10 protein-coding genes are annotated in these 13,028 nt (G+C 75.0%); 5 read left to right on the top strand and 5 right to left on the bottom strand.

Annotated elements, in window-relative coordinates; all coding sequences use genetic code 11:
- Position 1 precedes the first annotated feature (1 nt).
- The 4 genes from ACPC54_RS08735 to ACPC54_RS08720 form a co-directional block, all read right to left on the bottom strand.
- The gene (locus ACPC54_RS08735; protein WP_498962715.1) at positions 2-751 is read right to left on the bottom strand and encodes a thioesterase II family protein; all 750 of its coding nucleotides are present in this window, start codon (positions 749-751) and stop codon (positions 2-4) included.
- Positions 748-1,692, bottom strand: coding sequence for an ACP S-malonyltransferase (locus ACPC54_RS08730; RefSeq protein ID WP_498962713.1), 945 nt, complete (start codon positions 1,690-1,692; stop codon positions 748-750). Before ACPC54_RS08730 ends, ACPC54_RS08735 begins: the two co-directional genes overlap by 4 nt.
- 564 nt (positions 1,693-2,256) lie before the next feature.
- Complete coding sequence (locus tag ACPC54_RS08725; RefSeq protein ID WP_498962711.1) at positions 2,257-3,216, bottom strand: hypothetical protein; 960 nt, start codon at positions 3,214-3,216, stop codon at positions 2,257-2,259.
- Between the two features lie 518 nt (positions 3,217-3,734).
- Positions 3,735-4,652 carry an alpha/beta hydrolase gene (locus ACPC54_RS08720; RefSeq protein ID WP_498962709.1) on the bottom strand — a complete coding sequence of 306 codons (918 nt, stop codon included), beginning with the start codon at positions 4,650-4,652 and terminating at the stop codon, positions 3,735-3,737.
- Between the two features lie 452 nt (positions 4,653-5,104).
- On the opposite strand from ACPC54_RS08720, the gene ACPC54_RS08715 reads away from it, so the two are divergent.
- From ACPC54_RS08715 to ACPC54_RS08705, 3 genes are all read left to right on the top strand, one after another.
- Positions 5,105-6,169, top strand: a complete 1,065-nt coding sequence (locus ACPC54_RS08715; RefSeq protein ID WP_498962707.1) for a polyprenyl synthetase family protein — start codon at positions 5,105-5,107, stop codon at positions 6,167-6,169.
- Positions 6,170-6,744: 575 nt separating this feature from the next.
- Positions 6,745-7,428, top strand: a complete 684-nt coding sequence (locus tag ACPC54_RS08710; RefSeq protein WP_498962705.1) for an aggregation-promoting factor C-terminal-like domain-containing protein — start codon at positions 6,745-6,747, stop codon at positions 7,426-7,428.
- A 252-nt stretch (positions 7,429-7,680) separates the two neighbouring features.
- Positions 7,681-8,685 carry a glycosyltransferase family 2 protein gene (locus ACPC54_RS08705; protein WP_498962703.1) on the top strand — a complete coding sequence of 335 codons (1,005 nt, stop codon included), beginning with the start codon at positions 7,681-7,683 and terminating at the stop codon, positions 8,683-8,685.
- A gap of 4 nt (positions 8,686-8,689) precedes the next feature.
- On the opposite strand, the gene ACPC54_RS08700 is transcribed toward ACPC54_RS08705, so the two are convergent.
- Entirely contained in the window at positions 8,690-9,313 is a 624-nt protein-coding gene (locus ACPC54_RS08700) for an HIT family protein (RefSeq protein ID WP_498962701.1), read from the bottom strand.
- A gap of 116 nt (positions 9,314-9,429) precedes the next feature.
- On the opposite strand from ACPC54_RS08700, the gene ACPC54_RS08695 reads away from it, so the two are divergent.
- Both ACPC54_RS08695 and ACPC54_RS08690 read left to right on the top strand, forming a co-directional pair.
- On the top strand, positions 9,430-12,318 hold the full coding sequence (locus ACPC54_RS08695; protein ID WP_498962699.1) for an FAD-binding and (Fe-S)-binding domain-containing protein: 2,889 nt from the start codon (positions 9,430-9,432) through the stop codon (positions 12,316-12,318).
- Positions 12,319-12,461: 143 nt separating this feature from the next.
- Complete coding sequence (locus ACPC54_RS08690; protein ID WP_498962697.1) at positions 12,462-12,977, top strand: hypothetical protein; 516 nt, start codon at positions 12,462-12,464, stop codon at positions 12,975-12,977.
- Positions 12,978-13,028: the final 51 nt, after the last annotated feature.

Here is a 13,028-nt window from a genome sequence, read left to right as displayed (position 1 = left end):
GTCAGGCCAGTCTGGCGGCCAGGTCGCGCACCAGCGCGTCCCGCTGCCCGTTCAGGTAGAAGTGGTCGCCGGGGAACACCGACAGCTCGAACCCCTCCGTGGTGACGTCCGCCCAGAAGCGCATGTCGTCCGGCCGGACCCCGGGGTCGCGGTCCCCCGTGTAGGCCACCACCGGGCTGTGCACCGGGTGGGCGGGCCGCGGGTGGTAGGTGCCGACGATCCGGAAGTCGGCCCGGATCGCGGGCATCACCAGGTCGAACAGGTCCGGGTCGGCCAGCAGGTCGGCGTCGGTGCCGCCGAGCCGGCGGACCTCCTCGACGATCGCCGGATCGCCGCCCAGGTACGCCTCCTTGGGCTCGACCCGGTGCGGTGCCATCCGGGACGAGACGTACAGGCCGGAAAGCCGGACGCCGTGCAGGTTCTCCAGCCGCAGCGCGACCTCGTAGGCCAGCGAGGCGCCCATGCTGTGCCCGAACAGCGCCAGCGGCACGTCGGCGAGCGGCAGCAGCGCGGCGGTCACCGCGTCGGCCAGCGCCGGCATGCTCTCCAGGCACGGTTCGGCGATCCGCTCCTGCCGGCCGGGGTAGCGCGCCGCCAGCAGTTCCACGCCCGGGCCGAGCCGCTGGGCCCAGGGGTGGAAGACGGAGGCCGTCCCGCCGGCGTGCGGCAGGCAGACCAGCCGCCGGGCCGGCCGGCCGGCGGGTGCCGGGTAGCGCCGGAACCAGGCGCTGTCGACGGTGGTGAGGGTCATGCGGGCTGCTCCTGCGCGGCCTCGACGAGCTTGCGGAGGGCGTCCGGGCTGTCGACGGCCGACAGCGCCGTCCCGGGCGAGATCCGGCGGATCAGCCCGTTCAGCGTCTTGCCCGGGCCCAGCTCGATCAGGCGGGTGCAGCCGAGCTCCTCGGTGAGCGTGTGGACGCTCTCCTCCCAGCGCACCGGGGAGGTCAGCTGGCTGACCGCCAGGGCGGGCCAGTCGCAGTCCCCGCGGTAGGCCCGGGCATCGGTGTTGGCGACCACCGGCGGGTGCTCCGGCGCGAACCGGGCCTCGGCCAGCGCGGCGGCCAACTGCTCGGCGGCGGGCGCCATGTACGGGCTGTGGAAGGCGCCGCCGACCGCCAGGTTGATCAGCTTGGCGCCGATCTCGGGGGCCCGCTTGCCGGCCTGCTCGATGCCCTCGCGCGAGCCGGAGAGCACCACCTGGCCGGGGGCGTTCATGTTCGCCACCCAGACCTCGACGTCGTCCGCGCGCATCGACTCGACGAGCTCCGACACCTTCTCCAGCGGGGCCGCGACCAGGACGCCCATGGTGCCGTCCACCGCCTCGGCGGCGGCGCGCATCGCCCGGCCGCGCGCGGCCACCAGCCTGGCGCCGTCCGCCAGGCCGAGCGCGCCGGCGGCCACCAGGGCGGTGTACTCGCCGAGGCTGTGCCCGGCGTAGCCGGCCACCTCGGTCACCAGGCCCGCGCGGCGGGCCTCGTCGTGGGCCATCACCGCGACGGCGAACACCGCCAGCTGGGCGAGGTCGGTGCGCCGCAGCAGGTCGGCGTCGGTGCGCAGCAGCAGCTCCTCGACGTCCTCGCCGGCGTGCCGCGAGATCTCCTCCACCAGGCCCCAGGCCTCGGTGTCGCGCCACGGGGCGCCCATCTCCTGCTTCTGCGTCCCCTGCCCGGGAAACACCAGACCGATCGTCACGGAACCACCCTCCACCCATCATGCGTCGATGCCGGACGGCGCCGGCGAAAACCCCGGGCGGAGGACCGGACCCCGTTCGGGGGAAGACGGGGATCCGGGCCTCCGTCATCGGTCGTCGGAGCGCCTGCTTCCCTGCGCCGAGGCCGGGGGAAGGGCCTGCGCGGGTGCCGGCGGTCCGGCCGGGACCGGAAGGTGAGGCTCCCGGACGCCGGACGACTCCGACGAGGAATTCAGCGCCCGTACCCCCGGAATTCACCGGGGGCGCCTCGCCGGGCGCAATTCCCGGAACATGTCTAACCGTCGCCGGGGGCGGGCCGCAACAACTGCTACAGGAACCTGCCAGACGCCAGGGCCGAAAGTCCCGGCCGGTCGGAGGCGTTGCCGAGACCGGCCGACCGGTATGCGTTCCGTTCGGAATGCGCGCCCTGACGGCCTGGCCGGATTCATTCACTTCGGTGGCGAACAGACGACGATCCCCGGTGGCGGGCCGTCACAGCCCGCCACCGGGGATCCGGATGGAGTGTGGCCCACATCACGGGCCGATCGTGCCGGGAATACGGAGAGTCAGCCGCGGCGCGGGGCCGCGGAACGGCCGCCCGGGAGGGCGCCGGAGTCCTCCGCCGTCCGCTGCGGGTACACCCAGCCGGTGTCCGCGCCCCGGCCGGCCGACACGGCGGCGACCGGGTTCGGCTGCGCCGCCAGGCTCGCCGGGGCGGCCGGGTTCGGCGCGGCGGTCGGGAGCAGGCCCAGCTCGAAGGCCCGCGCCCCGGCCTGGAAGCGGGAGTTGGCGCGCAGCAGTTCCATGATCTCGGCCACGTACCGGCGGTACGTGCGCACCGACACGGACAGCTCGCGGGCGGCGACCTCGTCGGTGACCCCGGCGTTGAGCCAGCCCAGGATCCGCACCGCGAACTCGGTGCGGGCCCGGTCGCCGAAGTCGACGTGCTCGCTGGCCGGTACCGCGTGCCGCCACACCCCGCCGAACAGCGTGTACAGCGTCCGCAGCACCGAGGGGACGCGGACCAGGGAGGCCTCGCGCACCGCCGAGGAGGACTCCACGCACACCAGCGCGGAGGTCTCGTCGACCAGCACCGCCTCCAGCATCGGCATCCGGGCCAGCCGGACCTCGACCTGCCGGCCGCGCGCCGACTGCACCCGCAGGAACTCGCGGTCGAACATCGACGGCGGACAGAGCAGCCGGACTCTCACGTCACTGCCCCGGGCGGCCAGCAGCCCGTGCAGCGCGAGGTGGATCGTCTTGGCGTGCACCGCGTCCGACGCGAACACCACGTCGACCGAGGACCTGGCCCCCGCGATCATCTCCTCGATGGTCCCCAGCACCGTGACGTCGTCCGCCGGCACCATGGCGACGGGCGCCTGTCGCGACCTGCGGTCACGGTGCTTCGCCACGCTCGCCTCGATCAGGGTGCGGACCTCCAGGAGCGCCTGGACCACTTCGTCCCCACCCGCCGGCGCTCCGGCCGTCACCGGGAGTTCTTCCCCCGCGAGTATCGAATCCGTCAACGGTCCAGCCTCCATGCCCCTTCGAGGCCGCCCGACCGGCCCTCGCATGGTATTCCGGACACAACAACAATCACTGTTCTCATGACTCCCCCGTCATGGTCACGTCCAGGCAATATTCAGACGCGCCCGGCCCGGCGAACGTACCACCAGGACCTAGCCGGTCACGCCCGTAAATCCCCGGCCCCGATCCGGTCGAGTGGGTCCAACTGATCAAATGGACCACGGGCTCCCCGCCGGGCTCTTCGCGGTCGGCGAGTTCGCGACCTGGGGCCGTAGCCGCACGAAAAGGCCCGAGGCGCGATGATCCAGAACCGAGCCGAACGCTAACCCGGTCGCCGATGCTCCGTCAACGCAGATCAGATAGGTGATCGATCAACCAAACTGGCTGTAACAAAGGGAATGTGACGCAGCGTCATAGTCGCCGTTTTCGATCATGACGGGCGACCCCGCCGGAGAATCCGATTCGGCCATCCTGGCCGATTGCCGCCGCAGCCGGAACCGATCCGCCACGCCATCCGTCACTGCCCGGCGGCCAGCGCGAGCGGCGCCGACGGCCGGCCGGGCGGCCGCGACGGCAGCCCCATCTGCGCCAGCACCGCCGCCCCCAGCCGCGATTCGGGCCGGCCGAGGTCGTAGGGCAGGTCGAAGTGGTGGCGCTCCGGCTCCACCAGGCTCACCACCGGCGCGCCCATCCGGCGCGCCACCTCGGCGAAGTCCTCGTGCTGGCGGCCGTACTCGCCGGTCTCGTTCGCGCCGCGCGCGATGACCAGCGGCGGCAGGTCGGGCCGCAGGTGGTGCAGCGGGCTGTTGCGGTACGCGGCGGCCGCGTCCAGCCCGAGGGCGTCGTTGACGTAGGTCAGCCGGATCGGCTCCAGGTCGTACACGCCGCTGAGCAGGGCGGCGCCGGCGATCCGCCCGGCCGCCGCGCGATCCGGGTCCAGCAGCGCCATGACGGCCAGGTGCGCCCCGGCCGAGCTGCCGCTGAGGTGGATGCGATCCGGATCCACCCCGAGGGAGGCGGCGTTGGCGGCCAGCCAGCGCACCGCCCGGCGCACCATGGCGACGATGTCGTCCAACGGGTGGGCGGGGGCGAGCCCGTAGCCGACCGCGGCGAAGGCGGCGCCGCGGTCGACGAAGTCCGGGGCGGCGAAGGCCGAGTCCGCCTTGCCGAGCTCCTGCCAGTACCCGCCGTGGACGAAGACCTGCAGCGGCGCGTCCGGCCCGGGCGCCGGGAAAAAGTCCAGCAGCTCAGGGGCCTCGGGCCCGTACCGCAGGTCCCGGCGGACGGTGAGCCGGGCCCGGGTCGCGGCGCTGTGCCGGGCGTAGCCGGCGAGTTCGCCGGACAGGTCCTCGATGCAGGAGCTCGGCGAGTACGCCACGGCCAGCTCGGCGTGGTCGAACTCGCGGTAGACGCGGGCGGGGTGGGTGGTGGCCATCGGCAGGATCCTCGGAGTCCTCGGCTGGTCGCGGAGAGTGTCCGACGCCGCGCGGGGATGCGCACGGCAGCGGTTGGGGAGAGGTGCACCGCGGGACGGTCGACGCCACCGCGCCCGGCGGTGACGGACCGTCCGGCGTGGGGGCCTGCGGTTCGAACGGGGCCCCAGTGAAGCAGTGCCGCCACCCCCGCGTCCCCGGGCGGCCGGGAACAGGACATGAAGCTGACACGAATCCTTCCCCGCGCCCCGTAAGGACCGTTTCGACACGGACTGTCGGATTGCGGCAGCCGGCTGCCAAGTGAACGACGCTGTCGTCACCTTCCTGCCAATCGAACAGACTCGTCCGAACGGCGCCCCGGCCGTCCGTAGGGTCGGAGAGCGGGGTGGCGAGCGCCCGCGCACAGAACCACGAACACGCCGGGCACGAGCACCCGGACCGGCGGGAGGGCCCGATGACCAGCCTCACCACAGGCGACGCCAAGTCCGTACCGCCGCAAGGCCGTTCAGTGCAGCAGCCGGACCGCCTGGTAGACGTGATCACGATCGCCGACCCGGAGCTGGAGGCTCGGCTGCGCCGCCGCCTCGACGAGGTCGAGCAGCGCCTGCTGGAGTGCACCCACGGCGACGGCACCGCCCCGGCCGCGGACGCGACCAGCCACCTGGTCGCCGCCGGCGGCAAGCGGATGCGGCCGCTCCTCGCCCTGCTGGGCGCCGAGTTCGGCGATCCGGCGGCGGACGGCATCGTCGACGCCGCCGTCATCACCGAGCTGGTCCACGTCGCCTCGCTGCACCACGACGACGTGATGGACGCGGCCCCGACCCGGCACGGCGCCCCGAGCGTGAACGCCCGCTGGGGCAACACCATCGCCGTCCTCACCGGCGACCGGCTGCTCGCCCGGATCGCCAAGCTCGCCGCCGGGCTCGGCGACGGCGCCCTGCGGCTCTACGCGGACACCGCCAACCGGCTGGTCCGCGGCCAGCTGCGCGAGCTGTCCGGCCCGGCCGGCCCCGACGACCAGCCCGACCACTACTTCGCGGTGATCGCCGACAAGTCCGGCTCGCTGATCTCCGCCTCGGTGCGCCTCGGCGCCCGCCAGGCCGGCGCGCCGCTCTCGACCGAGCTGGCCCTCGCCGAGTTCGGCGAGTACCTGGGCACCGCCTTCCAGATCTCCGACGACCTGCTCGACATCACCTCGGAGCGCAGCCAGTCCGGCAAGCAGCCCGGCACCGACCTCGCGCTCGGCATCCCGACGCTGCCCGTCATCTTCGCCCTCAACGACACCAGCCCGGAGGGCGCCGAACTGCGCGAGCTGCTGGAGGACGGCGCCCTGGGCGACGAATCGCTGCGCGGGCGGGCCCTCGACCTGCTCCGCTCCTCCCCCGCCCTGGACCAGGCCCGGGCCGTGCTCACCGACCACCTCGACCGCGCCCGGGCCGCGCTGGCCGAGCTGCCGCCGGGGCCGGCCGCCCCGACCCTCGCCTCGCTGTGCGACCTGATCACCGACCGCACCGGCTGAGCGCCCCGCGACGGTGACCGCCCGGTCACGCTGCGCCGAAGTCCCTCGGTGAAACGTGTGAGGCCGCGCACAGGGCCCCGGCCGTCTACTGCTCCCGATAGTGGACGAGCCGCGGCCGGGCGCCGTCCAGCCGCCCCGGGCGGACCCCGGCCCGGCGCCGTGCGGTCGCGCCGGGCCTGAAGAAGCCAGGCCACCGCCCGTACCGGCCTCCGATCCGGCCGGTGCCGCCCGGCCGCGAACCCCGGATGCGCAAGTCGGACATTTCACCACAAAGCACCTCACAGGCCGTCGCGCGGGAGCCCGACGACCACGATCCGCCGTAGTAGCGAGCGTCTTTGCGGCGCGTTCCGGGGCCTGCCAAGAATGGTCCGTCGCCAGGCAGCGCGGTCGGCCCGACCCGCCGCGCAGCCCGCCCGCCCCGCCGCCGGTCGCCGGGGCGCCAAGGCCGTCCCGGACGGCCGCGCGGGCCCCGCTCACCCGGAGCCCGCGCGATGCCCCGCGCCCGGTGCCACCGGCACGGCGCCGGACGGCCCGCCGGCCAGGCCGGCCCACGACGGAAAAGGATCGACCGCTCCATGCAGCTCAGCCATGCCCGCCGCAACTCCCTGATCACCGGCATCGCCACCCTCGTGGTCGCGAGCGCCGCCACGGCCGCCCTCGCCATCCCGCAGGCCGGGAACACCACCGCCGACGCCGCCCCCGTGGCCGCCGTCTCGGTGGACGGCAAGCCGGCCGCCGACCAGGCCACGGCCGACACCGCTGCCGCTGCCGCCGCCCAGCAGGCCGCCCAGGACGCGCAGGCGGCCCAGGCGAAGGCCCAGGCGGACGCCGCCGCGCAGGCCGCGCAGGCCGAGGCCGACGCGAAGGCCCAGGCCGACGCCAAGGCCAAGGCGGACGCCGACGCCGCCGCCTCCCGCTCCCAGGAGCGCCGGAACCTGGCCGCTCAGACCACCCCCGGCACCCCGGACTTCTCCGGCACCCCGCAGCAGATCGCCGCCCAGATCGTCCCGGCCGGCCAGCTGCAGTGCTTCAGCAACATCGTCTTCCACGAGAGCAGCTGGAACCCGCTCGCCGTCAACGCCTCCTCCGGCGCCTACGGCCTGGTCCAGGCCCTGCCCGGCTCGAAGATGGCCTCCGCCGGCGCCGACTGGCGCACCAACCCGGCCACCCAGATCAAGTGGGGCCTCGACTACATGAACTCCCGCTACGGCAGCCCGTGCGCCGCGTGGTCGTTCTGGCAGGCCCACCACTGGTACTAAACCGGCCCGCAGCGCCTCCCCGGGCCCGCGACGCACCCGTGCGTCGCGGGCCCCGGCGCGTCCCGGCCCGCGGCCGGATCCGCGCCGCCCGCCCGGCGGCGCACACGGGTCGTGCGCGCACGGCGTGGACACGGTCCGGCAAAGGCGACGTGAAGATATGGCGCACGGTCGTACGATTTGCCAGGAATTGCCAGCAATTACCCCGCGTCAAGGCTTTGCCACGGTTCGCGCTCCCTCTTACGCTCCGGCGTCATGCCCTCACCCCTGATCAGCGTCGTCGTCCCCGCCTACGACCCGCACGAACAGCTCGCCGCCTGCCTGGACTCGCTGCTCGCGCAGTCCCTGGCCGAGGTCGAGGTGATCGTGGTCGCCGACCGCTCGCCCGAGTCCGCCGGCGACCTCGCCGACGCCTACGCGGCGCGCCACCCCCGGGTGTCGGTGCTGCGGCTGAACGCGGCGGTCGGGGTCGGGGTGAGCCGCAACGCGGGGGCGGCCCGGGCGCGCGGCGAGTACCTGCTGTTCCTGGACGCCGACCACCTGGTCCCCCAGGACGCGCTGCAGTCCCTCGCCGACCGGCTCCGGGCGACCGGCCCGCTGGACGTCCTGCTGTTCGGCCACTCCCGGCAGCACAACGACCGGATCTGGCCCGGCGGGGCCGAGGCCCTGCTCGCCGAGGTCGGCCCCGACCCGTTCGAGCCCTTCGACCGGCCCGAGCTGTTCGGCGCGCCGCCGCTGATCTGGGACCGCCTGATCCGCCGCGGCCACTGGGAGGAGCTGGCGCTGACCTTCCCGGACGGCCGCTACGAGGAGGTCCCGGTCGTGCACGCCGCGCTGGCCGGCGCCCGCAAGGCCGCCGTGCTGCCGCGCGAGTGCGTCCAGCTGCGCCGCCGGGAGACCGTCCACCCGGCGAGCGGCCCGGGCAGCAGCGTCTTCGACCTGTTCGAGCAGTACGAGCGCAGCTTCGCGCTGCTCACCGACCAGCCGCACCTGTACGCGGTGCGCGACGCCCTGTTCGTCCGGATGATCCGGCACTACCTGTTCGTCTTCGACCTGGCCGGCTGCGTCACCCGGGCCGAGCGGCCGCAGTTCTTCCACCGCGCCGCCGAGCACCACCGCCGCTTCCTGCCGCCCGGCCACCGCAGGCCGGGCGGGCGCGAGGGCATCAAGTTCGCCCTGCTGGCCGGCGGCGCCTACCCGGCGTTCGAGGTCGCGAAGCTCTCCCACATCGCCCGCGGCACGCTCACCGGGCGGAAGTGACGGCTCAGCGGTGCGCGGTGCCGCCGTCCGCCGCCATCGCGACGGCGATCCGGTGGTCCCGCTCGCGCTGCACCTCGGCGGGCAGCGCCGGCAGCACGTCCATCCACAGCGGCAGCGTCGAGCCGCGCAGCTGGCCCATCCCGGCGGGCCGGGCGATCAGCCACAGGTGCAGGTGCGCGGCGCCGTCGCCCCAGCGGTTCACGTGGACGCGGCCGACGCCGCCGAGCGACACCACCGCCCGCTCCACCCGCTGGAGCATCGGGCCGATCTCGGCGGCGCGTTCGACCGGCAGGTCCCGCAGGTCGTGGTGGGCGCGCGGCCACAGGAGCAGCGTGGCCGACAGGCCGTTCGGCTCGTAGGCGGCGAGCCGCCAGTGCTCGTCGGTCCACAGGAAGTCCGCGTCGGGGCGGGCGCAGTCCCGGCAGCTCTCCGGGCCGTCCTCGCCGTGCCGGGGCGGCTCGGGCAGCTCGGGCGCGCGCAGCTCACGGACGGTCAGTTCGCCGTCGTACGGGAAGATCTCCCAGGACGGCGCGCCGTCCGCCGGGACGGGCAGCGGCTCGCCGATCGGGAGCCGGGCGAGGTAGGCGTCGGGGCCGGCCGGGTCCCCGGCCGCGGAGTCGATGATCACATCGGCTGAGGGTGCCACACGACACCCCCTCGGCGGTACCCCCGTCGTGCCAGGTACCCGGAGGGCGCCCCGGCTGCCATGCTCGGGAGGCCGTCGCCGACGCCCTGGAGGTCCTGGTGAGCCGTCCGAACGCCGCCCCCGGGGGCGAGTTGGCCCGCGAGCTGGCCGCCGTGCTGCGCGGCGAGGTCCGCTTCGGCACGGCCGAGCGGGCCGTCTACGGCCACGACGCCTCGAACTACCGGCACCCGCCGCTCGGCGTGGTCAAACCCGCCGACCTGGACGACGTGCGCACCGCGGTGGCGCTGTGCCGCCGGTACGGCGCGCCGGTGGTGCTCCGCGGCTCCGGCACCAGCATCGGCGGGCAGGCGATCGGCCCCGGCGCGGTGGTGCTGGACTTCCGCCGCCACCTGGGCGCCGTGCTGGCCGTCGACCCGGAGGCCCGCACCGCGCGCGTCCAGCCCGGCACCGTGCTGGACGACCTGCAGCGCGCCGCCCGCCCGTACGGGCTGCGCTTCGGGCCGGACCCGTCCACCCACAGCCGCTGCACCCTCGGCGGCATGATCGGCAACGACTCCTGCGGCTCGCGCTCGCTCGCCTGGGGCCGCACCTCCGACAACGTCGAACGGCTGGAGCTGCTGCTCGCCGACGGCACCGAGCTGACCGTGGGCGGCCCGCTCACCGCCGCCGAGCGCGCCGCGCTCCGCGACCTGCCCGGCCCGGTCGGCCGACTCCACACCCGGCTGCAGGAGTTCACCGACCGCAACCTCGCCACGATCCGCCAGGGCATGCCCCGACTGCCCCGCCGCACCTCCGGCTACCCGCTGGACGCACTGCTGCCCGAGCACGGCCACCACCTCGCCCGGGCACTCACCGGCACCGAGGGCACCTGCGCGGTGCTGCTCGGCGCCACCGTCCGGCTGGTCGAGGAGCCGCCCGCCCGCGCCCTCGTGGTGGCCGGCTACCCCGACGAGGGCGCCGCCGCCGACGCCGTCCCCGACCTGCTGCCGCACCGCCCGCTGACCGCCGAGGGCATGGCCGCCGACCTGATCGCCGCCCTGCTCGCGGCCGGCCCGCGCCCGCGCGCCCTCGACCGGCTGCCCGCCGGCGAGTGCTGGCTGTTCCTGGAGACCGGCGGCGACACCCCGCTGGCCGCCTACCAGGCCGCCCGCGCGCTCGCCGACGCGGTGCGCCGCGAACGCTCCGCCACCGTCGCGCTGGTCACCGACCCGGAGGAGCAGCGCCAGCTGTGGGCCGTCCGGGAGGCCGGCGCGGGCATCGTCACCCGGCTGCCCGGGGGCGGCGAGGCGTGGCCCGGCTGGGAGGACTCCGCCGTCCCGCCCGAGCGGCTCGGCGACTACCTGCGGGACCTGCGCGGCCTGCTGCGCCGGCACAGCCTGCGCGGCGTCCCGTACGGGCACTTCGGCGACGGCTGCGTGCACCTGCGGATCGACTTCCCGCTGGACCAGCCGACCGGGGTCCTGGTCTTCCGGGAGTTCCTGGAACAGGCCGCCGACCTGGTCGCCTCCTACGGCGGATCGCTCTCCGGCGAGCACGGCGACGGACAGGCCCGCGCCGAGCTGCTGCCGCGCATGTACCCGCCCGAAGTCATCGCTCTGTTCGGCGAGTTCAAGCGGATCTGGGACGAGGGGAACCTGCTCAACCCGGGCGCCCTGGTCGACCCGCGCCCGCTCGACACCGACCTGCGCTTCGTCACCTCCCCGCGCCGCCCGCTGCCGCTCGCCCTGCCGTACGAGCAGGACGGCGGCAGCCTCGCCAGGGCGGTGCACCGCTGCGTGGGCGTGGCCAAGTGCGTGGCCCCGGACAGCGGGGTGATGTGCCCCAGCTACCAGGCCACCGGCGAGGAGCGGCACTCCACCCGCGGCCGGGCCCGGCTGCTCGCCGAGCTGCTGCGCGGCGAAGTCGTCACGGACGGCTGGCGCTCGAAGGAGGTCGCGGAGGCGCTGGACCTCTGCCTGAGCTGCAAGGGCTGCGCGAGCGACTGCCCGGTGCACGTCGACATGGCGACCTACAAGGCCGAGTTCCTGTACCAGCACCACCGGCACCGGCCACGCCCGCTCTCCCACTACTCGATGGGCTGGCTGCCGCTGTGGCTGCGGGCCGTCGCGCTCGCGCCGGGCGCCGCCAACGCGGTGGCCCGCTCCCGGGCCGGCGCGCTGGTCAAGCTGCTCGGCGGGATCGACCGGCGCCGGGTGCTGCCGGTGTTCCCGGCCGAGACCTTCACCCGCTGGTACCGGCGCCGGCGCGCCACGCGGCCGGCCCCGGCGGGCGCCCGGCCGGTGCTGCTGTGGCCGGACACCTTCTCCGACCTGCTCCAGCCCGGGGTGGCCCGCGCCGCCGTCGAGGTGCTGGAGCACCTGGGCTTCGACGTCCGGCTGCCGGCCGGCCCGGTCTGCTGCGGCCTCACCTGGTACTCCACCGGCCAACTCGGCACCGCCCGAAGGGTGTTGCGGCGCAGCCTGGGCGCACTGGCGGCGGCCGGGCTGCCGGCCGACACCCCCGTCATCGGCCTGGACCCGAGCTGCACCGCCACCCTGCGCGAGGATCTGCCCCGGCTGCTCGGCCCGGACGGCCGCCCGCTCGCGCGACGCACCCGCACCTTCGCCGAGTTCCTCGACGAGTACGCCCCGGACGCCCCGCTCCCGCGCGTCCCGCTGGACGCCGTCACCCAGACCCACTGCCACCAGCACGCGGTGCTCGGCAGCGACGCCGACCGCCGGGTCGAGGCCCGCCTCGGCCTGCACAACCGGGTGCTGCCCGCCGGGTGTTGCGGCCTGGCCGGGAACTTCGGCTTCGAGCGGGGCCACTTCGAGGTGTCCCGGACGATCGCCGAACGCGTCCTGCTGCCCGCGGTCCGTGCCGCCGCGCCCGGCACCGTGGTCCTGGCGGACGGCTTCAGCTGCCGCACCCAGATCGCCCAACTCGCGGACGGCCGCCAGGCCCTGCACCTGGCCGAACTGATCGCCCGGGCGCTGCGCTCCTCGTGAGCCGGTCCGGGCGGGTGTGACGGAGCACACGCGCCCCACCAGGCTTGCGAACGAGGCGTCAGCTCCCGCACTCCCCCCACAGGAGGAGGCCTCCGACCCGTAGGGAGGACTTGCCGCGGCCGTCCGGCGGCGATCATGGAAGCATGACCATTGCCCCGAACGCTCCTGTCCCGGCGCCCCGTTGGGCGGTCCGCTGCGCGCACGCCGCGGTCCTCGTCAACCTTCCCTCCGGGCTGTGGCGGATCGCGATGGCCTGCGGCCTCCCGGTGGGCTACAGCGACGAGGTGCTCCGCCACGACTTCCACATCCCCGGCATCGGCATCGTCTACGTGGCCGGGCTCAGCGTGGTCTGCGAAGCACTGGCCCTGCTGACGCTCGGTCTGGTCCGGCCCTGGGGCGAGGTGGTGCCGCGCTGGATCCCGTTCATCGGCGGCCGCCGGGTCCACCCGCTCGCCGCCGTGATCCCGGCCGGCCTCGGCGCGATCGCCCTCACCGTCCTGTGGAGCGGATTCCTGACCTGGTGGAACGTCGAGCACCGCCCGGCGTTCGAGGGGCCGTGGAGCGACATCGTCGGCGTCTGCTACCAGCCCCTGGTCCTGTGGGGCCCGCTGCTCGGCGCCGTGACCGTCAACTACTACCTCCGCCACCGCCGCCGTTGAACACCGAGGTCCCCGGCCGGACGGCCGGGGACCTCGGCGGTGGAACGACTT

Source organism: Kitasatospora sp. NPDC094028 (genome assembly GCF_049543595.1).
Taxonomy (GTDB): Bacteria; Actinomycetota; Actinomycetes; order Streptomycetales; family Streptomycetaceae; genus Kitasatospora.
This window is presented reverse-complemented; position numbering and strand designations above follow the sequence as displayed.